This window comes from Leifsonia sp. Ger2509 (assembly GCF_055231915.1).
The window spans coordinates 2,159,971-2,180,849 of record NZ_JBUYVB010000003.1 but is presented as its reverse complement, the minus strand read 5'-3'; the positions used below and the strand labels follow the sequence as shown (position 1 = coordinate 2,180,849).

Genomic DNA, 20,879 nt, shown 5'->3' with positions numbered 1-20,879 from the left:
GACGCTGCGGGCGCGCGGGATGTGCGCCGATGGGTTTGCGTCTGTGGAGTCCCGTTTGACATCAGGTAGACCGTCTGGTCTAGAGTGCAGTGGAGCAGGGGGACAATGGTGAACGACGACCCGGCGGCGGATGCCGTCATCGGGGCTTTGCAGGCTGCGCTGACAGAGCGGGGAAGCAGGCTCGTCGTCGACGACCGCCTCGACCCGGTGCTGGAGGCGAACGCCCGCTCGATCCTCGGTGAGACACTCGCCGGCGCCCACGCCGCGCGAACCGGCCGGCCGCTCGACCTCGTCTCCGTCGACTATGCCAAGCCCGCCGACCTGGCTTCGACGGGCACGCTTCGCGCGTTCCAGAACCTTCCTCCGGCCGAGAGCCTTATGGCCGCAGAGGTGCTTTTCGGGGTGGCGCTGCCGCTCGTCGTGGAGCGGCTGCGGGAGGCGCCGGGAGGCGACGCGGATGCCGTGCTCATCGCCCGCCTCCTCCATCACGCGATCTGGCGGCGCTTCCCTCCCGGCGCGATCGCCTACGTCGAGATCATCCGCGACCGGTTGTCGAGCGCGAACCAGGACAGCAGGCGCCGTGTCTCCCGCGAGCTCCACGACCGCGTCGCCCACGGCATCCTCGCCGGGCTGCAGCGGGTCGAGCTCGCGACGCTCGACGACGCGGACCGGTCGGCCGGGTGCACTGCAGCGGATCCGCGCGGTGCGGATGGCGCGGATGCGCGCACCCCGAATGCGGCGAGCGCGACAGCTCGCGATGCCCACCTGCGCGACGCGATAGCGCTGCTGCGGCGCGCCCTGGCGGACGTCCAGGACATGGCCGTCGAGCTGCGCCAGCTCGTCGGGGAGCGTGTGCTCGACGACGCGATCGCCGACTATCTGGTCGACTCGGAGGCGGTGTCAGACCGGGTCGTCGTCGAGCGGGTCGGGCGGGCGCGCATCCTGCCGTCCGACATCGCAGACGAGGTCTTCGCGATCGTGCGGGAGGCGATACGAAACGCGCGCGACCACGCCGAGGGCGCGACCGCGATCACCGTGCGGCTCGACTGGGCGGCCGAGTTGACGGTCACTGTCGCGGACAACGGGCCGGGCTTCGACCCTGTCGCTGCGGCGGATGCAGGGCTCGGCCTGGTCAGCATGAGGGAGCGCGCCGAGACCATCGGTGCGACGCTCGACTGCGTGACCGGCTCGGGCGGAACGCGCATCACGGTGACGCTGCCGCTCGGCGAGGTGCGCTCGTGACGGGCAAGGCCGGCTCTTTCCGTCGGGTCGGCCCGGTGACGATCCTGATCGTGGACGACCACGACCTCTTCCGCGAAGGTGTCGCTGCGATCCTCCGGCACGACCCGCGCATCGTGGTCGTCGGGGACGGCAGCAGCGCGGGAGATGCGGTCGCGCTCACCGCATCCCTCGACCCGGATGTCCTCCTGCTCGACGTGGAACTGCAGGGCGCACCGGCGCGGGCGACGGTGGCGCGCATCCACCGGTCGTCCCCGCGCACGCGGATCGTGATACTGACCATGCACCGGGACAGCGTGCTGAAGGACGAACTGCTCGCCGTCGGGGCGTTCGCCTACCTCACCAAGGCGACGCCGAGCGCCGAACTGGTGCGGTCGGTGCTCCATGCCGGTGCGGTCGCGCGAGGCCTTGCACCGGCCCCGGAACCGAGCGCGCCGGTCGTGCGGCGTCGCGCATCCATCCTGTCCGCCCGCGAGGAGGAGGTGCTGCACCTGCTCGCCCAGGCGCGCACGAACCGCGACATCGCCGGAGCCATGAACATCGCAGAGGGAACCGTGAAGCGCCACACGAGCAGCATCTACGCGAAGCTGGGCGCGCGCTCGCGGATGGAGGCGGTGCGCAAAGCGGCGCTGCTCGGAATGTTCACGACGGAGACGGATTAGCGGCGCCTCGAATGCATTCATGGCGAATGTGACGAATGGCCTATACCGCCCCGCCGAACCCCCTCGATAGAGTCGCCATGTTCGTGGAGTCCGCGGGGGCCATGATCGGCTGTGCCAGTCGCACGGGGACTCCGCGCACGTGTGACTGCCGCGGCCGCCGCAGGGGGTGCGGGGGTCGCGGCAGTCTACGGTCCGGGCGCGGTACCAGCGCCACCGGAGTGGCAGACCGGGCGGATACTGAGACCTATGCGATACACGAAACTCGGCACCACAGGACTCGACGTCTCCGCACTCGCACTGGGCTGCATGACCTTCGGTGAGCCCGACCGCGGCAACCATCCCTGGTCGCTTCCCGAGGACGAGAGCCGGCCCATCATCAAGCAGGCGCTCGAAGCGGGCATCACCTTCTTCGACACGGCGAACGTGTACTCCGACGGCTCCAGCGAAGAGATCGTCGGACGCGCGCTCAGCGACTTCGCCGACCGCGACGCTGTCGTGATCGCGACGAAGGTCCACGGCGTGATGCGGCAGGGCCCGAACGGGCGCGGGCTCTCGCGCAAGGCGATCCTCACCGAGATCGATCACAGCCTCCGGCGCCTCGGCACGGACTACGTCGACCTCTACCAGATCCACCGCTGGGACCCGCACACGCCCATCGAGGAGACGCTCGAGGCGCTCCACGACGTGGTCAAAGCGGGCAAGGCGCGCTACATCGGTGCGTCGTCGATGTATGCGTGGCAGTTCAGCAAGGCGCTCTACCTGCAGAAGCAGAACGGATGGACGCGCTTCGTGACGATGCAGGACCACTACAACCTGCTCAACCGCGAAGAGGAGCGCGAGATGCTCCCCCTCTGCGCCGACCAGGGTGTCGGCACGTTGCCGTGGAGTCCGCTCGCCCGCGGCAAGCTCACGCGCGACTGGGATTCGACGACGGAGCGCTCGCAGACCGACGAGTTCGGCAAGACGCTCTACCACGAGCAATCGGATCGGGCGGTGGCGGATGCGGTCGCCCGCGTGGCCGAAGCCCGCGGCATTCCTCGCGCCCAGGTCGCGCTCGCCTGGGTGTCGTCGAACCCGGTGGTGACGGTGCCGATCGTGGGAGCGCGCACGCTGAAGCACCTGGAGGACGCGGTGGCGTCGCTCGACGTGGTGCTCACCGACGACGAACGGACCGAGCTCGAGGCGCCGTACGTGCCGCATCCCATCGTCGGGTTCTGACCCGGGGTCTCTGGCGCCGAGTGGGACACGTCCGGCCGACAGTGCCACATGTACCGGGCACTCTCGACCGGAACGGGCACTCTCGGCGGCGAAGGCGCGCGCGCCTAGGAGGGGTCGGCCGGGGGCCGGCGGCGCGCAGTGAGGACGACGATCAGGACACCGGCGAGGGCGAGCACGATGATGCCGATCGCGATCCCGAGCACGATGCCGAGGTCGTTCGACTGCGGGGTCGAGCCTGCCGTCCCGCCGTTCGAACCGGAACCGGGGCCCGCACCGGGTGCCGCCGTCTCGAGCTGCCCGCAGGGCGGGCCGACCGCGTTGCCCGCGGAGGCGATGGTCCCTGCGGGCGGCCGGTAGGTGAACTCGATCGAGCTGGAGACAGTGTGGCCGTCAGCGGAGACGATCTGCCACGTGACCACATACTTTCCGCCCGCACCCAGCGATACCGGTACCGACAGCACACGGTCGAGCGCGGTCGCGCATCCGGTCTCGTAGTGGCGCGCGTCCGGACCGGTGACCTGCATCAGCGAGCCGCTTCCGTCCCCTTTCAGATCAAGGATGCGGTCGTTGAACGTCAGGGACACGGTGCTGATCGGCGTCGTCTGCACGGAGCCCGCCTTGGGCGAGCTGTCCACGAGGTAGTCGTGAGCGCTCGCCCCGGCCGCGGGCGCCAGCGCGAGCACGCCGACGACCAGGAGGGCGAGCAGACCGCCGGCTGTGGTTCTGCGGCTCCGTGCAGACCTGGTCATCTCAGTTCCCTTCGCCCGGACGCGTTCGGTCGCTCGAACGAGAGCTCTCATCCGCACCGATTTCCGCACCGGATCCGTCACCCGCACCGGCACGTCCAGCCGCCCGCGCATCCGCACGGGCCTTCGGCCTCCTCGTGAGCGCGAACACCGCGACGACAAGCGCGACCGCACCGAGTGCGAGTCCGGCGATCCCGAGCGCGATCGCCACCGTGTCTGCCGCACTCGTCGATGACGTCGTCACCGGACCGGGCGTGCTCGTCACGAGCGAGTGAACCGTCTCCGGGTCCGCGGGCGGCGTCGCGTTGACGTACAGCGTCGGCGCCGGATGCTCGGGCTCCTGGCCCGAGGCGGGGGTCGGCTGGTTCCAGTTCACGACCGTTCCGTCGGAGTAGGTCTGGATGACCGGCAGCAGCACACTTCCGGTGTTGGGAACCGGCCCCACTTGCACGACGAAGTCTTCGAACGCGCCGGGTCCGACCTGCACGCCGGGGTCGGCCGTCCACGTGATGCTGACGGGCGCCTCGGTGACCGTGCCGTCATCCGTCTTCACCGGCGTCGCCAACTGCTGGCTGACGACAACAGTCTTCCACCCGGGCATGGGCTGGTAGGTCACGGAGCCGAACGGCGTCTTCGTCGGCAGGTCGACTTCGAGTTTGACCGTCCCGGCGGTCGCCGACTCCGTCGGAACGGTGAACGTGAGCGTGGTGTAGGTGCCGGCCGCTGCCTGGTCCGGATCGATGTGCACGTGCGCGCTCGCCGCGAGCGGGGCTGCCACGACGAGCACGGCCGTCGCTGCCGCGGCCGTCGCGGCGCGGACGAACGAGCGTGTGGTGATGCGTTTGTTCACAGGGTGATGGTCCTCATCTCGGCCGCGGAACGGCCGGGTTGCATTGGTGTCGACGCGATCGTGTGCTTGGCTCTCATTCGGAGCAGAGCACGGCACCGGATCGCGGAAAACTGCGGATGCGCGTCAGGCGAAGTGCGCGCGCTGCAGCGCCAGGGGCGGCCCGCGATGGCGCATCCGGCCGAGAAGGATGCCGAGGTCGCGCAGAACGGGAGCCTCTCGCTCCCCGTGCACCGCGAGAGGGGCGAACACCGCCGAGACCTGCACGTCGGCGCGGCGAACGACGCGCTCGAGGCGGAGCTTCGCCGTTTCGAACAGCCTCCAGAACGCTCGTTCGCCGAAGCGCAGCGCGACGATCGTGACCAGTGCGGCGCCGGCATGGCTCAGCCACATCAGAGGGCTGTCGGGGATGACACTGCTCTCGCTCATGTGCTGCCCGGCCATCGCGATGAGGTGCGATCCCGCGTGAACGTGGGCCGACCCATCCCCTGTCACGAACCGTGTGGTGCCCGCGCCGAGGCTGAAGAGCGCGTGGAACAGGGTCTGGCTGATCGCGACGGATGCTGCGAGCCGCCAGGTGGACATCCGTCGGCCGGTCAGTGCGAGCGCTGCCAGACCGGAGAACGTCAGGCTGAGCGTGAGTGCCAGCCCGCTCGGGGCGGCACCGCCGCCGGCGACGTGGAAGAGCGCAGCGACGAACGTCGCCAGGGTCGCCGCGACGAGGCCGCGCACGACCCTCGCCCACCGCGTTGCCATTTCGCTCCTGCCTTCGCGCCAACCTTCCCCAGTCTATCCGCGCCCCTCCCGCGCCCTCCGGCGCCGTCCGGCGCCGTCCGGGCCGTCGAGTCGTCGCGAACCTACCGAAAAGCTCACGGGGAAGGTCGGTTACCGACGACTCGACCGAGCGCTCCGGAGCCAACGCGATGGAAATTTTCCGAACCCTCGTGCCGGCCACCTCTGGTGAGTAGTGTTCAATCAGAACCCCGGGGGGAGCGCATAATGACCAACGGCACGAGCACCGCAGTCAGCAAACTCAGCCTTCCCGCGCTGACCGCGATGGTGGTCGGTTCGATGGTCGGCGCCGGCGTCTTCCAACTGCCCTCCCGGTTCGCATCCCAGACGGGTGTCTACGGGGCGTTGATAGCGTGGGCGATCGCCGGCACGGGGATGCTCATGCTGGCGTTCGTCTTCCAGAACCTGGCCAACCGCAAGCCACGCCTCGACAACGGCGTCTATGTGTATGCCCGCGAAGGTTTCGGTGTCTATCCCGGTTTCGTCTCGGCGGTCGGGTTCTGGGCTTCCGCCTGTGCGGGCAATGCCTTCTACTGGGTCCTCATCATGACAACCCTGTCCCAGCTCTTTCCCGCGCTGAAGCCGATCCTCGGTTCCGGTGACACCTGGTGGGCTTTCGTCTTCTCCGTCGCGGCCGTATGGGCCTTCTTCCTCCTCATCCGTATGGGCGTGCAGGGCGCGGCCTGGATCAACGCGATCGTGACCGTCGCCAAGCTGGTGCCGCTCCTGCTCTTCGTCGTGCTCGTCATCTTCTTCTTCAAGCCGGACGTCTTCGCTGCGAACCTCAGTGGCGGCTACGACCTGCCCGGCGGCGACTCGCTGTTCCAGCAGGTTCAGGGCACGATGCTGATCACGGTGTTCGTCTTCCTCGGCATCGAGGGGGCTAGTGTGTACTCGCGCTACGCGAAGAAGCGGTCCGACGTCGGACGGGCGACGGTGATCGGGTTCCTGTCGGTGCTCGCGCTGTTCGCCAGCATCTCGATCCTGTCCTACGGAATTCTCCCGAGAGCGGAGATCGCGGCGTTGCCGCAGCCGTCGATCGGTGGAGTGCTGGAGGCCGTGACCGGGGTGTGGGGCGCGAACTTCATCCGGGTCGGTCTCATCATCTCCGTGCTCGGGGCGTATCTCGCGTGGCAGCTGTTGGCCGCGGATGTGGTCTACGCGGCCGCGAAGGACAAGGATTTCCCCGGGTACTTCGGTGCGCTGAACAAGCACAAGGCCCCGCAGAATGCGGTGCTCTGGACCTCGATCCTGGTGTCGGTGATCCTCTTCGCGGTCCAGTTCCTCTCAAACGCCCTCGACTTCACCCTCGATCTGACAGCGTCGCTGGCACTCGTGCCCTTCGCGCTGGCGTCGGCGTACGCGGTCAAGATAGCTCTCACGCGCGACGGCTACCGTGGGCCGGACGACAAGGGGAGGACCGGCGAGCTGGTGGTCGCCGTGATCTCGACGGTCTACACCCTGTTCCTGCTGTGGGCGGCCGGCTACGTCTTCCTCTTCCTGTCGTGCGTGCTGCTCGCGCCGGCGACGCTGCTCTACTATTTCGCGCGCCGGGAACAGAACGCGAAAGTCTTCACCCGGGCCGGGCTCGTGATCTTCATCGTCATCCTGGTCGGCGCCGTGGTCGGCATCGTGCTGATGGCGACCGGGGTCGTCCATATCGAGCCACCGGCACCCGTCCAACCTCCCTACCTTCCCCACGAGTGATGAGGAGTTTCCTGTGACCGACGACAAGCCGTACGGCGTGCATTCCGAAGTCGGCGAGCTGCGCAAGGTGCTCGTATGCGCCCCTGGCCTCGCGCACCGCCGCCTCACCCCGACCAACGCCGACGACCTCCTGTTCGACGACGTGATGTGGGTGGAGAACGCCCAGCGCGACCACGCGGATTTCGTGGCCAGCCTGCGCTCCAATGGCGTCGATGTCGTCGAGTTGCACGACCTGCTTGCGACGACGATGGCCTTCCCGCGCGCGAAGACGTGGCTCCTCGACCGCAAGATCACCGCCAACGAGGTGGGCCTGGGGCTCATCGATGGAACCCGCGAATACCTGGAATCGCTCGAACCCCGCCGGCTCGCCGAGTACCTCATCGGCGGTCTCGCGACCTCGGACCTGCCCGATGAGTACCGCACCGGCTACGTCGCTCTCGCCCGCGAGTCGACGGGCGTGCGCGAATACCTGATGCCACCGCTGCCCAACACCATCTACACACGTGACACGACCTGCTGGCTCTACGGGGGCGTGACCCTGAACCCGCTGTACTGGCCGGCCCGGCACGACGAGACCCTGCTGATGAAGGCGATCTACGAGTTCCACCCCGACTTCAACGAGTCGACGGTGTGGTGGGGGGACCCCGAGCAGGAGTGGGGGCAGTCGACGTTCGAGGGCGGCGACATCATGCCGGTCGGCAACGGCGTTGTGCTGATGGGGATGAGCGAGCGCACGTCCCGCCAGGCGATCACCCAGGTCGCTGCCGCCCTGTTCGAGCAGGGGGCGGCCGAGCAGGTGATCGTCGCCGGGATGCCGAAGCTGCGCTCAGCCATGCACCTCGACACGGTCTTCACCTTCGCCGACCGGGACATCGTCACGCTCTACCCGACGATCATGGACGGCGTCCACACCTTCACGCTCCGGCCCGGCGCTGGCTCGCCCGGCATCGCGGTGACGGATGAGGGAGACACGCCGTTCGTGGACGTCGTGGCCCGCGCGCTCGGTCTGGATTCCCTCCGGGTCATCGAGACCGCCGGCGATGTCTACGCGTCGGAACGCCAGCAGTGGGACAGCGGGAACAACGCGGTCGCGCTCCGGCCCGGCGTGGTCTACACCTACGACCGCAACACGGCGACCAACGACCTGCTGAGCAAGGCGGGCGTCGAGGTCATCACGATCGTCGGCGCGGAGCTGGGACGCGGGCGCGGCGGCGGACACTGCATGACCTGCCCGATCATCCGCGATCCCGTCGACTTCTGACGCGGCTGTCTGCGGCGCCGGCCGACGAGTCGTCACTATCCGACCGAAAAGCTCGAGCGGAAGGTCGGTTCGTGACGACTCGATGTGCGGGCGGCTGCTCAGTGCAGGTGGTCGCGCCAGTCGTCAGGGACGCGGCCTTCGGGGCCCGGCGCTGGCTGGTCTTCCGGGTGGTGCGACGGGGGTGCCAGGTCGGGCCCCTGCAGCAGCACGTCGGTGACGTAGTCGTAGTACCAGTGCTCGCCGGGCTCGTAGGAGCGGATGAGCGGATGCCCGGTGGCCGCCGCGTGGGCACGCGCGTGCTGCGAGGGTGAGCTGTCGCAGCATCCGATGTGCCCGCAGGTCGCGCACCGGCGCAGATGGAACCACCATCCGCCGGTCTCGCTGCATTCGACGCATCCGGTCCCGCTCGGCGGAACGGCGCGGTCGATGACGCTCGATTCGGTCATGCTCCATTGTGCAACCGCGACCCTAGACTCCGTCTATGACCAGTCAGGATCCCACGCGACTCGTCGAGCACCGTATCGACCGGCTGGTGCGCGAACGGCTGGCGCCGGCGGTCGAGCGGGCGCGCGCATCCGTCAGCATCGAGGCGTGGGAGGCGCCGGATGAGCCGGTCCTGTTCGCGCAGGCCGTCGCCAACGAGTTCGCGCCGTTCTCGATCGGCCAGGCATGGGGGAGGCCGTGGGGCACGGTCTGGTTCCGGGTCTCGGGAACGGTTCCGCCGGAGTGGGCCGCCGAAGCTGACGATGTCGAACTCGTCGTCGACCTGGGCTTCACGGGTGCGCAGGCCGGGTTCCAGGCCGAGGGGCTCGTCTACGCGACGGATGGGGCCATCCTCAAGGCGATCGAGCCGCTGAACAGCTCCGTTCGCCTGGACGCCGCGCCCGGTGACGACTTCGAGGTCTTTCTCGAGGCCGCCGCGAACCCGGACATCGGCAGCGGCTTCGTCGAGTTCCGTCCGACTCCGCTCGGGCGCAAGGCGACCGCACCCGCCGGGCCGCTCTACGTGCTGCGGCGGATCGATGTCGTGCACCGCGATCGCGAGGTGTGGGAGCTCATCCAGGACATCCGCACGCTCGAAGGCCTCGCGCTCGTGCTGGCGCCGGACTCGGCTCGGCGGGCCCAGCTCTTCGCAGCGCTCGACGCGATGGCGGATGCGGTCGATCCGTTCGACGTCGCCGGCACGGCCGCGCAGGGCCGCGCGGTTCTCCGCCCGGCGCTCGACGCCCCGGCCGCAGCGAGCGCCCACCGCATCGTCGCCGTGGGTCACGCCCACATCGATTCGGCCTGGCTGTGGCCGGTGCGCGAGACGATCCGCAAGGTCGCCCGCACGTTCTCGAACGTGCTCGACCTTCTCGATCAGGACCCGGAGTTCGTCTTCGCCGCATCATCGGCGCAACAGTACGCGTGGATGAAGCAGTTCTACCCGGAGCTGTACGAGCGCATCCGGGTGCGCGTGGCCGAGGGCCGGTTCGTGCCGGTCGGCGGCATGTGGGTCGAGTCGGACACGAACCTGGTCGGCGGTGAGGCGCTCGTGCGCCAGTTCGTCGAAGGGACGCGGTTCTTCCATGAGGAGTTCGGAGTGCATCCGCGCGAGGTCTGGCTGCCGGACACGTTCGGGTTCAGCGCTGCCTTCCCGCAGATCGCGCGGGCGGCGGGGGCCGAGTTCTTCCTCTCGCAGAAGATCTCGTGGAACGAGACCAACCGTTTTCCGCACCACACGTTCCTCTGGGAGGGCATCGACGGCTCGCGCATCTTCGCGCACTTCCCGCCGGTCGACACGTACAACGCGATGCTCTCCGGCGCGGAACTCGCCAGGGCCGAACAGAACTTCGCCGACAAGGGCAGGGCGAACACGTCGCTCGTGCCGTTCGGCTTCGGCGACGGCGGCGGCGGTCCGACCCGCGAGATGGTCGCCGCTGCTCACCGCACCCGGTCCCTCGACGGTTCGCCCACGGTGAGGATGGCCTCCCCGGCCGAGTTCTTCGACGCGGCCCGCGCGGAGCTCGCCGACCCGGCCGTGTGGGCGGGCGAGCTGTACCTCGAACTCCACCGCGGCACCTACACCTCCCAGGCGCGCACGAAGCTCGGCAACCGACGGAGCGAAGCGCTGCTCCACGAGGCCGAACTGTGGTGCGCGACGGCGTTCGTCCGGCTGGGGCGCCCGTATCCGTACGACGAACTGCGCGAGGCGTGGCAGACCGTGCTCCTGCAGCAGTTCCACGACATCCTGCCGGGGTCGTCGATCGGGTGGGTGCACGACCAGGCGGTCGAGAACCACCGGCTCGTCGGCGAACGGCTGGAAGCGCTGATCGGCGGGGCGCTGGGGGCGCTCGCCGCATCCCCGGACGGCGCGGACGTCTTCGCCAACCCCGCGCCGGTCGCCGTCGACGGCGTGCCCGCTTACGGTGCAGGCGCCCGCGCGACAGGCGGACACGTGAGCATCGAACGCACGGCCGTGGGCATCGTGCTGGCCAACGATCACCTCGCCGTGCGCATCGACGCCGACGGACTGATCGACTCCCTGGTCGACCGCGCCACCGGTCGCGAGGTCGTGCCCCTCGGTGAGCGCGCGAACCGGCTGCAGCTGTTCCGTGACACCCCGCGGCAGTGGGACGCCTGGGACATCGACGCCGAGTACCGGCGACTCGGCGAACCCGTCACTGCCGTCGACACGCTCGAGGTGGAGGAGTCGGATGAACGGGTCGCGGTCCGGGTCATCCGCAGCTTCGGCGCATCCACTGTCGTCCAGACGATCGCGCTTGCCGCGCGGGCGCGCGCCGTCGACCTCACGACCGAGGTGGACTGGCATGAACGGCAGCGGATGCTGAAACTCGCTTTCCCGGTCGACGTGCACACCGCGGCGGCCGCGTCCGAGATCCAGTTCGGCCACATCGTTCGGCCCACGCACACGAACACGAGCTGGGACGCCGCCCGCTTCGAGACGTCCGCGCACCGCTGGGTGCACGTTGCGGATGCGCACTTCGGCGTCGCGGTCGCCAGCGACTCCACCTACGGTCACGACATCACCCGCCACGAGCGGGCCGGTGGGGGCACGTACTCCCTCGTGCGGCAGACGCTGCTGCGGGCGCCGCTGTTCCCCGATCCCGAGGCGGACCAGGGGATGCACACCCTGCGATCGTCGATCGTGGCCGGTGGCATCGGGGACGCGATCGCGGAGGGGTACCGGCTCAACCTGCCATTGCGGGCGGTCGCGGGTGGCGCATCCGCCGCGCCGGCGTCCGGCCTCGAGGCGCTCGTCTCCTGCGACGATCCTGCTGTCGTCATCGAGACGATCAAGCTGGCGGAGGACCGGTCGGGGGATGTCGTGGTGCGGCTCTACGAGTCGCGCGGGGGGTGCGCATCCGCGGGCCTCACCATCCGCTTCGGGTTCGCCGGCGTCGCCGAGACGGACCTCCACGAGCAGGCTGCGCCACCCGCCGCGGTGACCGGAACCACGCCCGACCGGGTCGCACTCGAGCTGCGTCCCTTCCAGCTGGTCACCCTGCGCTTCGCGCGCCCCTGACGCGCGGTGCCCCGTGGTCAGGCCTTGCCGGCCCTGGCCCGGGCGAAGCGTCGGCGCACCTCGCGCGACGCGAGCAGGTCGGCGGCCACCGCATCCTGCGCCTTCACGATCGCAGCCGTCGACTTGAGCGGCAACCGCACGCCCTCGTCCGCTTCGATGCCTGCGGTGAGCTCGCGGGCGCGCTCGACTTCCACATCCAGTTCCGCGCCGAGGAGCAGGGCGACGTTCGCGATCCAGATCCAGAGCAGGAAGATGATGATCCCGGCGAGCGAGCCGTACGTCCGGTCGTAGTTTCCGAAGTTGGCGACGTACAGCCCGAAGAGCGCGGATGCGACGCCCAGGACGATGATGGCTGCGATGGAACCGGTGGTCAGCATCCGGAACCGCGGCTGCCGCACGTTCGGCGTCGCGTAGTAGAGCAGTGCGGTGAGAAGCACCAGCGCGAGGATGAGCACGGGCCACTTGAGCACCGACCACACCGTCTGCACCGTGTTGCCGATTCCGAGCGCGTCCCCGATCGCCGTGGACACAGGTCCGGAGACGACGAGCAGGATGGCCATCAGCGAGACGAGGACGAGTGTCGCGATCGTGACCCCGAGTTGTGTCGGCCGTAGCTTCCAGATCGTGCGCCCTTCCTGTACGCCGTAGATGCGGTTGACCGCACGGCCGAAGGCGCCGACGTAGCCGGATGCCGACCAGATGGCGCCGATGATGCCGATCGCGAGGGCGACGCCGGTGGCGGGGTTGGACGCGAGCTGTTCGATCGGCCCTTTCACCGTGTCGATGGCGGCGCCCGGTGCGAGCTGCTGGACGATCGCGAAGAGCGCGTCGATCCCTTTCTTGCTCTGGCCGACCAGGCCGAGGATGGACACGAGCGCGAGCAGCGCGGGAAAGAGGGACAGCACGGCGAAGTACGTGAGGCCGGCCGCGAGGTCGGTGCACTGGTGCCGCCCGAAACTCCGCAGGGTGCGTCGCAGGATGAATCCCCACGGCAGCCGGTTCCAGGGCGCCGGATGCGCGTCACCGGTATTCGAGGCGTTGCCGCGCGACCCGGTGTCACGGTCGCGCGTGGCGGAGGTCGTCGCCGTGGCGCCGTCGCCGCCGGACGCCCGCGCAACGTCAGCGGCGCGCACGGGCCCGTCCGCGCCGGACACGCACGATGGCACCTGTCACCGCGGCGGCCGTCCCGAGGATGAGTCCGACGACAAGCCCGGGATGGGACCGGAACTGCACCGCCGGGTTGAAGGTCGCGAACAGGTCGTCGAGCGTGGCGGCGAGTTCGTCCCTCGTCTGGTCGATGTCGAGCTGAAGACTGTGCACCCCGGCGTTCGGCGGGAGCGGCGGCCGCGACGTGCTCGGTCCCGCTGCGCCGGATGCGCCGCTGCCCGATCCGCCGCTGCCGGATGGGCTCGCGCCGACCCCGGCGCCATCCTGCGTCACGATCGGTCCCCCTTCAGCGCGCGGAGGTCGTCCTTGATGCTGATGACCGTCTCCTCCGGGATGATCGGCGGAACGTTCCTGAGGCTCACGACACCGATGAAGATCGCGATGATGGCGACGACGATCAGGATGCCCGCGACGATGAGGGCGGCGGCCCACGGCGGGACGATCAGGGCGAACGCGAAGACGGCCGTCGTGACCAGGACGCCGAAGGCGAAGAAGAGGAAGACGCCGGCTGCGACGAGGAGGCCGCCTCCGACGCCGGCCTTCTTCGCTTTCGCGCTCAACTCCGCTTTGAAGAGGGCGAACTCGGCGGCGACGAGACGCCGCAGCTGTTCGGTGAGATCCCGGGCGAGCACCGGGAGCGGGCGGAGGCCCTTGGTGGTGCGGCGGCGCTCGCGGGGCAGCGGCGGCGTGGCGCTCATCCGGTCTCCGTTTCGTCGGCTTGCCGTGAACCTACGCCCCTCGACCGGTTTCGACTAGCCCCGCGGTCCGGATCCGCGCAAAGACGTCGGGACCGGCCAGAACGACCCGGCCGGTCCCGATATCGCTCAGTGCTGCGCCTCGGCTTCGATCACTTCAGCGAGGCGTTCCATCGAATCCCGCACTCCGCGTTCCATGCCGTGTTCGATCATGGCGTCGCGCGTCTCGACCGACGGGAAGACCCAGTGGGTGTGGAGGCGGGTGCGGCCGCCGAGGTCTTCGTAGGTCGCGGTGTCGAGGGACACCTGGCCGGGAGCGCCCTCCCACTCGAAGGTCTGGATGACGCGGGTGCCCGGTTCGACCGAGTGGAAGACTCCGCGGAAGCCGAATTCCTGCCCGGACGGGTCGCGGTGGATGTAGCGGTACCGGCCACCGTTGCGCACGTCGTATTCGTCGATGATCATCTCCAGCTCGCGCGGGCCGAGCCATCGTGTGACGAGCGCGGGATCGGTCGCCGCCCGGAAGACCTGCCCGGGCGTCGCGTCGAACTCACGCACGACGTCGACGAAGGGCGTGCCGGGCTGGGCCGTGATCGTGGTGGGGTTCTGGGTGGTGCTCATTTCTCGTTCTCCTTCTCTTTCAGGTCGTCGAGCACGGCGTCGAGCGCGCGGTAGCGGCGTTCGGCGACGAGCCGGTAGGTGTCGATCCACGCGGTGAGCGTTTCGAGCGCTGCCGGATCGAGGTGGCACGGACGGCGTTGCCCGTCGCGTGTGCGGGTGATCAGTCCTGCGGTCTCGAGCACCTGGATGTGTCGCGAGATCGCCTGCTTGGTGATCGCGAACGGCTCGGCCAGTTCGTTGACCGTCGCCTCGCCCCGCGAGAGGCGGGCGATGATCGCACGTCGAACCGGGTCGGCCAGTGCCAGGAAGGCACGGTCGAGATGGTCGTCAGCAGCAGTATCCGCAATCATCGATTGATCCATGTCATTATCAACTAATTCCTTTATCAACCAACGTGTTGATTAACCCAACGATACGACTGCGACCGATGCCTGTCAACACCCCGTCGCCAGCCTGCTATGCGCGCGGCGTCCCCTTTGGCACACTTGACGCAGCGGCGAAAGCCGGACGAGAGCCGGGTTCGACCGGACGCTAGCCAGGGAGCGACCCTCATGAGCGCACACAGCAACGAGCAGCGTGGGGCGATCATCGTCGCCGTCGTGGCCGGCCAGCCGACCACCGTGCTCGAGCACGCCGCGGCGCTCGCCGACGACCTCGACGTTCCCCTCGTGTGCGCGAACGTCGATGTCAACCGCTACCTCGTCTCCAGCTATGTGGACGGCAGCGTGGTCGCCCTCCCGTACGACCCCGACCTGCCCGAAGTCGAGAAGTCGACCTTCGATCCGGAGCTGGCCGCGAACATCCGCGCCCTTCTCGAGCCGAAGGGAGTGCGGTTCACCCTCGAGCAGCTCGCCGGCGACCCGGCCTGGGCACTCACCCGCCTCGCCGACGAGATCGACGCGCGCTACATCGTCGTCGGCACCCGCGAGGCCGGGTTCCGCGGGAGCCTGCGCGAATTCTTCAACGGCTCCGTCGCCGTCCACCTCGCCCACCGCCAGCACCGCCCGATCGTCGTCGTGCCTCTTGCGCCGCTGACGAGCGGCGAGAAGCTTCCGTGGGAGTGAGACCGGGCGTGCCCATCCACCTTCACTGGCGCTACATCGGACTGGTCTTCCTCGGCGGTGCGCTCGGGACGGCCGCGCGCTACCTGATCTCGTCGGTCATCCCGCCCTGGCTCGGGCTGCCGCTCGGCACCTTCCTGATCAACGTCGTCGGCGCGTTCCTGCTGGGCGTTCTGCTCGAGGCGCTGGCGCTGCGCGGACCGGATGAGGGCATCCGCCGCAACCTCCGCCTGTTCATCGGCACCGGGATCCTCGGCGGCTTCACCACCTACAGCGCGTTCGCTGTCGACACCGACGGTCTGCTGACGTCGAACAACCTGACCGGGAGCATCGTCTACGCTGTCGCGACCATCGTCGTCGGCGCGCTCGCGTCACTGGCCGGCATCGCGCTCGCGGCCTGGCACCACGGACCGACCGGCCCGGGCCGTTCCTCGGTGGTCGGCGAGTGACGCCGCTGCTCGTGCTGGCCGTCGCGGTCGCCGGCGGCCTGGGGGCTGTCGCGCGTCTCGTCTTCGACGGCTTCCTGCGGAGCCGCATCGCGATCGCCTTCCCGCTGGGGACCACGATCATCAACGTGACCGGCTCCTTTCTTCTTGGCCTGGTCACCGCGTTAGCGCTCGCCCACGGTCTCCCGACCGAATGGCGGGTCGTGCTCGGAACCGGCTTCCTCGGCGGCTACACGACCTTCAGCACGGCGAGCTACGAGACGGTCAGGCTGGCGCAGCAGCGTCGCGACCGCGCGGCGCTCGTCAACGGATTCGGGATGCTCTTCCTCGCCCTCCTGGCCGCCGGCCTCGGCCTGTGGCTGGGCGGTCTGCTGGCACCGGCCGCGCCGTAGTGGCGCGCCGCCCGGCCGCAGGCCTCCGGTCTCGCCGCACGAGTTCGGTCCCAGCGCACGCGTTAGAGCACGTGCGGTGAGACGAAACGCGTGCGACGACCCCCGCGCGTCCCCGACGGCGGCGTCAGCCCGCCGCCTCCCGGGCCGCCGAGTCGTCCTCCCCGTCCTCCTGTGCGTGGGTGACGCGGATCGCATCCGTCACCACGTCCAGCAGGCTTCCCCGCCGGTCGAACGCGCGACGCTGGATGCCGGCCCCGCCGCCGGTCTCGAGCATCCGCCGGAGTCCGGAGCGCACGAGTTCCCCGTCGCCGTTGGCGGTCAGTGCGCGGTCGACATGCGCGACCAGCGCATCCACCGCTTCCGCCCCCGCCGCCCCGCGTCCGTGCACCGGATGCGGGAGCCGGCCTGTCGCACCGGTGAGCGCCGCCTGCCACTCGGCCAGCCGGATCGCCGCGGCCGGCACCGCCACCGGCGCGACGCCCTGATGCCACTCTTGGACGGCCGTATCGACGAGTGCGCGGACGATGGCGGCGAGCACGATCGTGTCGCGCGGGTCGAGGCAGACGTCGGCGATCCGCACTTCGACCGTCGGCTGCTGGTGGGGCAGCCGCGCGTCGAGGTAGATCATGCGGCGGTCGAGGATGACGTCGGTGTCGACGAGGGTCCGCTCGAATTCCTCGTAGGCTGCCGCCGAGCCGAACACCTCCGTCGGGCCGGCGCTCTGCCACTGGTGCCACGCCGCGAACCGGTAACTGGCATAGCCGGTGTCGTCTCCGTTGGCGAACGGGGAGTTGGCGCTGAGGGCGAGGATGACAGGAAGCCAGTTGCGGATGCGGTCCAGGATCGCGACGCCCTCCTCCCGTGACGCGACCCCCACGTGCACATGGCATCCGCAGACCAGCACGTTCCGCGCGGTGGCTCCGTAGCGCTCCATCATCGTGCCGTACCGCGGCTCGCTGGTGGGATGCGGCACGAACTCCAGCGGGGACATCGCGAGTGCGACCGCGCGGGCCCCGTACGGCCGGACGAGGCCGTCCGCAAGCGCACGACCCGCGACGATCTCGGCGAACAGGTCAGCGGTCGACTCGTGCGGCCGGGTCTGGGCTTCGAGCATCTCCTCTTTGAACTCCTCCTCGACGCTCGGGCCGAGGTCCGGGTCGCCGGGCGCGCCGGATCCTGGAGGGCCGGCATCCGCGATGGCGCGTGGAGCGACAGCCATCGGGATGCCGGTGCGCTCGTCGACCAGGAGCAGCTCCTCCTCGACGCCGAGAGTCCTCATCGGCGCGAAGGGACTCGGGCACGGCCGGTCCTGGTCAGCGGGCGGGTCATGGTCTACGACTGCAGGAAGGGCTCGGTCGTGTAGCCGGAGTCGTTGAGGATCGACGCACTCGATTCGGGGACCTCCATGAACGCACCGGGCAGGTCGTTCAGCGGTTCGGAGACCACGACGCGGGCCGTCTTGCCGAACACCCTGAGCCGTTCGATGTCGGGGTACATCTCCTGGAGGGTCCCGATGTCCGCGGAGTGGAAGAGCGTCCGGCTCCGGCCCTGCGACGAATACCGGAACGTCCAGATCGTCGCGCCGTCCGAGACGGCGATCGTGCCCTGCATCGGAAAATCGATCCCATGGTCATGGCCGACCTGCTCGACCATGCGGATGGCCTTGCCCATCGCATCCACCGGGTCGTTCTGCAGGCCGAGGGTCAGGGCGAGATGGAAGAGCGTCTCGGAGTCGGTCGTACCGAGGATGCGCGGGTACAGCGACGGGTCGACCGCGAACGTGAGATCCCGCTTCGTCTTGTGGAAGTCCTTCAGATAGCCGTTGTGCATGAACAGCCAGTTCTCGTAGCGGAACGGGTGGCAGTTCGTCTGCTGGATGGGCGGGCCGGCCGCCGCGCGGACATGGCTGAAGAACAGCGGGCTCTCGATCGAGTTCGTGAGCTCGCGCAGGTTCTCGTCGTTCCACGCGGGCTCGGTGCTGTGGAACAGGGCGGGGATTATGTTCGCTTCACTGGTCGGATACCAGCCGAAACCGAAGCCGTCCCCGTTCACCGTCTCCTTGCCGAGCGGAGAGTTCAGCGATTGTGCGACGAGGGAATGCTCGGTGTTCAGGATCACTTCGGCCGGGCGCAACGGCTCCCCGGAATAGGCCAGCCAACGACACATCTTCCACACCCTTCAGGTCGCGCCCGCCACACGAACCAGGTCCGCGCGTGCTTACGGCGAGCGACTGTGCCCGAAGCGTAACCGACCGTTTTCGCGGCGGGCATCACCCGGATCGAATGACAAGGGACGCCACCGCGAGCGGCCTCACAGGCGCCTCACTCCTCCTCCACATCTGCCGCCTCGGTCTGGTCCATCCACCACTCGGTGAACTCACTGGCACGACCATCCGCTTCAAGGCGGATGACCCACAGATTGCTGTAGGTCGGGCCGGCGTGATACTCGGTGACGCCCTCCACGAACACCAGCGAGCCGTCGCGGCCGAGCGCCCGCCACTCGAAGTCGGCTGCACCCGGCTCGTCCTGCGCATCCAGCCAGCCCTCGACGATCTCGAGGTGACCGACCCAGGGGTCCGCGTACGGTTCGGTGCGATACGACGCATCCTCGGTGAAAAGCGCGCGGATATCGTCGGGGTCGTTCGACTCCCACGCCCGGCGGTACCCCTCGATCCAGGTCGCAATCGCGTCGCTCATGCGACCGTTATACGCCCTTTGGACCCGCTGCGAACATCCGGGGAGAAAACCGGTGGAAAGTTCTTTCCCCTGTTAGTCGAATTCGTCGTGCGGCCGTTCGACGTTCACACGTAACGTCTACGAGAAGGAGGACGACATGGAGTACATGCTGTTTATCACGAACGACCCCGAGGCCGAGCCGTACGATCCGAAGCAGGACAACATCGAAGAATGGGTCGACGACCTCGAGAAGAGCGGCATCCGGGGGCACGGCGACCGCCTTCGGCCGCCGGAGGACGCGAAGATCGTGCGCATCCGCCGGGGCCGGCTGGAGGTGACGGACGGCCCGTACACCGAGACCAAGGAATGGATAGCGGGCTACGACATCCTCGACTGCGAGAGCATGGACCAGGCCGTCGAGATCGCGTCGCGGCACCCGATGGCGCGATTCGGCCGTATCGAGGTTCGCGCGGTCTGGCCGTTCGAGTGAGCTGAGCGGGCGGGCGGGCGGTGCCTGGTGCGTGGGCGCTGCCCGCCCGCTCCGTCGTGCGGCGTTTCCGCTTCGCCGCACGTGTTCTGTACCACCGCACACGGTGGAACCTGTGCGCCGGGACGCAACGCGTGCGGCGGCGCGGCTCAGGGGTCGCGCCCGACGATCCGCGCGTCCGGGTCGAGGCACCAGGCCGTGAGCGCGGGCCAGTGTCCGTATCCCGCCGTGAGTTCCAGGTGCCCGCCGCCCGGGATGACCACGACCGGGATCCCGAGCGGGCCGCCGAATGCGGCCTCGGCCCCCTCCGGGCAGAACGGGTCGTCGTCGGATGCGACGATCACTGTGGATGGCGCACCATACGCCAGCGCGGGCCTCGGCAATGCAGCGAACTCCGCGACCGTGTCGATGCCCGCGATGACCTCGGGGGAGGGTGGCGCGACGAGCAGGACACGGTCGACCGTCCGAGCATCCGGGGTCGCGCCCAGCCAGAGCAGTGCGGACAGGCTGTGACAGATGACCGTGACCGTGTGGCCGTCGTCGGCGAGGACGCCGAGCAATCGCTCGATGGCGGATGTCCACCCCGCGACCGTCGGAGCGCTCGCGTCGGGCAGCTGCGGGTATTCGACCCGGCGTCCGCGCGCTCGGAGGTCACGGGCCAGTTCGAACTGCCAGTGGCCTTCCGGCCGGAAGTTCTGCCACCCGTGCAGGATCAGGTACGCGCTGTCCTCGCTTGCCATCGCCATCCCTCCACCTCCGGAAACACAAGTATTGCGTTCACAGATTGCCCGCATCCATTCGTGTTTCGCCGTCTTGACGCTAGCGTTGGTGCAGGTCCGCACAGAGGGGTTGCAGGTATGCGTAGATCGTCGAGGGTAGGGGCAGCGGCATTCGCCGTGCTATTCGTCGTCACCGGGTTGTCCGCGTGTTCGTCGACAGACTCGAAGGACCAGACCGTCGTCTCACCGACCACGAGCGAAGGTCCCGTCAATGGCTTCGTGCGCGACGGCCAGGTGCTCCACGTCTCCCGCGACGACGTCACCGTGAAAGTGCAGGCGTCGGGGGGTGAGCTGATCCTCCAGGGCGACAACCTGACGGTGACCGTCTCGGGCAACCTGGGCGACCTCATCCTGACCGGGTCGAACAACACGGTGACTTCGGGCGATGCGGAGTGGCTCGAGGTGTACGGCTCCAGCAATACCGTCAAAGCCGGCGGGGTGAGCAGCACGGTCCGCATCGAAGGCTCGCGCAACGATGTCTCTTTCAGCGGGGGCCCCAGCGTGCGAGTGCGCGGCAGCAACAACACGGTCAACGGCAAGCCGCAGTGACGCCAGGTC

At 69.0% G+C, this 20,879-nt stretch carries 24 protein-coding genes; 11 read left to right on the top strand and 13 right to left on the bottom strand.

Annotation, left to right across the window (positions count from 1 at the left end):
- Nucleotides 1-105: 105 nt before the first annotated feature.
- The 3 genes from ACV7NN_RS10705 (at nucleotide 106) to ACV7NN_RS10695 (ending at nucleotide 3,119) form a co-directional block, all read left to right on the top strand.
- Nucleotides 106-1,242 (top strand): sensor histidine kinase, encoded by a 1,137-nt coding sequence (locus tag ACV7NN_RS10705; protein WP_463349562.1) that lies wholly within the window; start codon nucleotides 106-108, stop codon nucleotides 1,240-1,242.
- Nucleotides 1,239-1,901: a response regulator gene (locus ACV7NN_RS10700; RefSeq protein ID WP_463349561.1), complete on the top strand. Its 663-nt coding sequence runs from the start codon at nucleotides 1,239-1,241 to the stop codon at nucleotides 1,899-1,901. The genes ACV7NN_RS10705 and ACV7NN_RS10700 overlap by 4 nt, the downstream gene beginning before the upstream one ends.
- A gap of 246 nt (nucleotides 1,902-2,147) precedes the next feature.
- Entirely contained in the window at nucleotides 2,148-3,119 is a 972-nt protein-coding gene (locus ACV7NN_RS10695) for an aldo/keto reductase (RefSeq protein WP_463349560.1), read from the top strand.
- A gap of 104 nt (nucleotides 3,120-3,223) precedes the next feature.
- On the opposite strand, the gene ACV7NN_RS10690 is transcribed toward ACV7NN_RS10695, so the two are convergent.
- From ACV7NN_RS10690 to ACV7NN_RS10680, 3 genes are all read right to left on the bottom strand, one after another.
- Nucleotides 3,224-3,868, bottom strand: a complete 645-nt coding sequence (locus ACV7NN_RS10690; RefSeq protein WP_463349559.1) for a copper resistance CopC family protein — start codon at nucleotides 3,866-3,868, stop codon at nucleotides 3,224-3,226.
- Between the two features lies 1 nt (nucleotide 3,869).
- Complete coding sequence (locus ACV7NN_RS10685; RefSeq protein ID WP_463349558.1) at nucleotides 3,870-4,715, bottom strand: YcnI family copper-binding membrane protein; 846 nt, start codon at nucleotides 4,713-4,715, stop codon at nucleotides 3,870-3,872.
- A gap of 123 nt (nucleotides 4,716-4,838) precedes the next feature.
- Entirely contained in the window at nucleotides 4,839-5,468 is a 630-nt protein-coding gene (locus ACV7NN_RS10680) for a hypothetical protein (RefSeq protein ID WP_463349557.1), read from the bottom strand.
- Between the two features lie 243 nt (nucleotides 5,469-5,711).
- On the opposite strand from ACV7NN_RS10680, the gene ACV7NN_RS10675 reads away from it, so the two are divergent.
- Together ACV7NN_RS10675 and ACV7NN_RS10670 are read left to right on the top strand one after the other, a co-directional pair.
- Nucleotides 5,712-7,211, top strand: coding sequence for a basic amino acid/polyamine antiporter (locus ACV7NN_RS10675; protein WP_463349556.1), 1,500 nt, complete (start codon nucleotides 5,712-5,714; stop codon nucleotides 7,209-7,211).
- 13 nt (nucleotides 7,212-7,224) lie between these two features.
- The gene (locus ACV7NN_RS10670) at nucleotides 7,225-8,472 is read left to right on the top strand and encodes an arginine deiminase (RefSeq protein ID WP_463349555.1); all 1,248 of its coding nucleotides are present in this window, start codon (nucleotides 7,225-7,227) and stop codon (nucleotides 8,470-8,472) included.
- A 98-nt stretch (nucleotides 8,473-8,570) separates the two neighbouring features.
- Here ACV7NN_RS10670 and ACV7NN_RS10665 read toward each other — a convergent pair whose 3' ends face one another.
- Nucleotides 8,571-8,918: a UBP-type zinc finger domain-containing protein gene (locus tag ACV7NN_RS10665; RefSeq protein ID WP_463349554.1), complete on the bottom strand. Its 348-nt coding sequence runs from the start codon at nucleotides 8,916-8,918 to the stop codon at nucleotides 8,571-8,573.
- A 35-nt stretch (nucleotides 8,919-8,953) separates the two neighbouring features.
- Between ACV7NN_RS10665 and ACV7NN_RS10660 the strand changes: the two genes are divergently transcribed.
- Complete coding sequence (locus ACV7NN_RS10660; protein WP_463349553.1) at nucleotides 8,954-11,998, top strand: alpha-mannosidase; 3,045 nt, start codon at nucleotides 8,954-8,956, stop codon at nucleotides 11,996-11,998.
- 17 nt (nucleotides 11,999-12,015) lie between these two features.
- Here the strand turns inward: ACV7NN_RS10660 and ACV7NN_RS10655 are convergent, their stop codons facing one another.
- The 5 genes from ACV7NN_RS10655 to ACV7NN_RS10635 all read right to left on the bottom strand — a co-directional run bounded on the left by ACV7NN_RS10655 (nucleotide 12,016) and on the right by ACV7NN_RS10635 (nucleotide 14,831).
- Nucleotides 12,016-13,131, bottom strand: a complete 1,116-nt coding sequence (locus ACV7NN_RS10655) for a YihY/virulence factor BrkB family protein (protein WP_463349552.1) — start codon at nucleotides 13,129-13,131, stop codon at nucleotides 12,016-12,018.
- Nucleotides 13,118-13,438, bottom strand: coding sequence for a DUF3618 domain-containing protein (locus tag ACV7NN_RS10650; RefSeq protein ID WP_463349551.1), 321 nt, complete (start codon nucleotides 13,436-13,438; stop codon nucleotides 13,118-13,120). The genes ACV7NN_RS10655 and ACV7NN_RS10650 overlap by 14 nt, the downstream gene beginning before the upstream one ends.
- Complete coding sequence (locus ACV7NN_RS10645; protein WP_463349550.1) at nucleotides 13,435-13,863, bottom strand: phage holin family protein; 429 nt, start codon at nucleotides 13,861-13,863, stop codon at nucleotides 13,435-13,437. The genes ACV7NN_RS10650 and ACV7NN_RS10645 overlap by 4 nt, the downstream gene beginning before the upstream one ends.
- 126 nt (nucleotides 13,864-13,989) lie before the next feature.
- Nucleotides 13,990-14,481, bottom strand: a complete 492-nt coding sequence (locus ACV7NN_RS10640) for an SRPBCC family protein (protein WP_463349549.1) — start codon at nucleotides 14,479-14,481, stop codon at nucleotides 13,990-13,992.
- Complete coding sequence (locus tag ACV7NN_RS10635) at nucleotides 14,478-14,831, bottom strand: ArsR/SmtB family transcription factor (protein ID WP_463349548.1); 354 nt, start codon at nucleotides 14,829-14,831, stop codon at nucleotides 14,478-14,480. Before ACV7NN_RS10635 ends, ACV7NN_RS10640 begins: the two co-directional genes overlap by 4 nt.
- 201 nt (nucleotides 14,832-15,032) lie before the next feature.
- Here ACV7NN_RS10635 and ACV7NN_RS10630 point away from each other — a divergent pair, with 201 nt between their 5' ends.
- Genes ACV7NN_RS10630 through crcB (ACV7NN_RS10620) form a run of 3 tightly spaced genes read left to right on the top strand, consistent with a single transcriptional unit; the run spans nucleotide 15,033 to nucleotide 16,380 of the window.
- Nucleotides 15,033-15,545 (top strand): universal stress protein, encoded by a 513-nt coding sequence (locus ACV7NN_RS10630; RefSeq protein WP_463349547.1) that lies wholly within the window; start codon nucleotides 15,033-15,035, stop codon nucleotides 15,543-15,545.
- Nucleotides 15,536-15,991 carry a fluoride efflux transporter CrcB gene (gene crcB, locus ACV7NN_RS10625; protein WP_463349546.1) on the top strand — a complete coding sequence of 152 codons (456 nt, stop codon included), beginning with the start codon at nucleotides 15,536-15,538 and terminating at the stop codon, nucleotides 15,989-15,991. Before ACV7NN_RS10630 ends, crcB (ACV7NN_RS10625) begins: the two co-directional genes overlap by 10 nt.
- Nucleotides 15,988-16,380, top strand: a complete 393-nt coding sequence (gene crcB / locus ACV7NN_RS10620; protein ID WP_463349545.1) for a fluoride efflux transporter CrcB — start codon at nucleotides 15,988-15,990, stop codon at nucleotides 16,378-16,380. Before crcB (ACV7NN_RS10625) ends, crcB (ACV7NN_RS10620) begins: the two co-directional genes overlap by 4 nt.
- 124 nt (nucleotides 16,381-16,504) lie before the next feature.
- Here crcB (ACV7NN_RS10620) and ACV7NN_RS10615 read toward each other — a convergent pair whose 3' ends face one another.
- From ACV7NN_RS10615 to ACV7NN_RS10605, 3 genes are all read right to left on the bottom strand, one after another.
- Nucleotides 16,505-17,659 carry a carboxylate-amine ligase gene (locus tag ACV7NN_RS10615; RefSeq protein WP_463349544.1) on the bottom strand — a complete coding sequence of 385 codons (1,155 nt, stop codon included), beginning with the start codon at nucleotides 17,657-17,659 and terminating at the stop codon, nucleotides 16,505-16,507.
- A gap of 53 nt (nucleotides 17,660-17,712) precedes the next feature.
- The gene (locus ACV7NN_RS10610) at nucleotides 17,713-18,546 is read right to left on the bottom strand and encodes a class II glutamine amidotransferase (RefSeq protein WP_463349543.1); all 834 of its coding nucleotides are present in this window, start codon (nucleotides 18,544-18,546) and stop codon (nucleotides 17,713-17,715) included.
- Between the two features lie 155 nt (nucleotides 18,547-18,701).
- The gene (locus tag ACV7NN_RS10605) at nucleotides 18,702-19,076 is read right to left on the bottom strand and encodes a nuclear transport factor 2 family protein (RefSeq protein ID WP_463349542.1); all 375 of its coding nucleotides are present in this window, start codon (nucleotides 19,074-19,076) and stop codon (nucleotides 18,702-18,704) included.
- Between the two features lie 136 nt (nucleotides 19,077-19,212).
- Between ACV7NN_RS10605 and ACV7NN_RS10600 the strand changes: the two genes are divergently transcribed.
- Nucleotides 19,213-19,545: a YciI family protein gene (locus ACV7NN_RS10600; protein ID WP_463349541.1), complete on the top strand. Its 333-nt coding sequence runs from the start codon at nucleotides 19,213-19,215 to the stop codon at nucleotides 19,543-19,545.
- Between the two features lie 146 nt (nucleotides 19,546-19,691).
- Here ACV7NN_RS10600 and ACV7NN_RS10595 read toward each other — a convergent pair whose 3' ends face one another.
- Nucleotides 19,692-20,288, bottom strand: a complete 597-nt coding sequence (locus ACV7NN_RS10595; protein WP_463349540.1) for an RBBP9/YdeN family alpha/beta hydrolase — start codon at nucleotides 20,286-20,288, stop codon at nucleotides 19,692-19,694.
- 150 nt (nucleotides 20,289-20,438) lie between these two features.
- On the opposite strand from ACV7NN_RS10595, the gene ACV7NN_RS10590 reads away from it, so the two are divergent.
- The gene (locus ACV7NN_RS10590) at nucleotides 20,439-20,870 is read left to right on the top strand and encodes a DUF3060 domain-containing protein (RefSeq protein ID WP_463349539.1); all 432 of its coding nucleotides are present in this window, start codon (nucleotides 20,439-20,441) and stop codon (nucleotides 20,868-20,870) included.
- The last annotated feature ends 9 nt before the right edge of the window (nucleotides 20,871-20,879 follow it).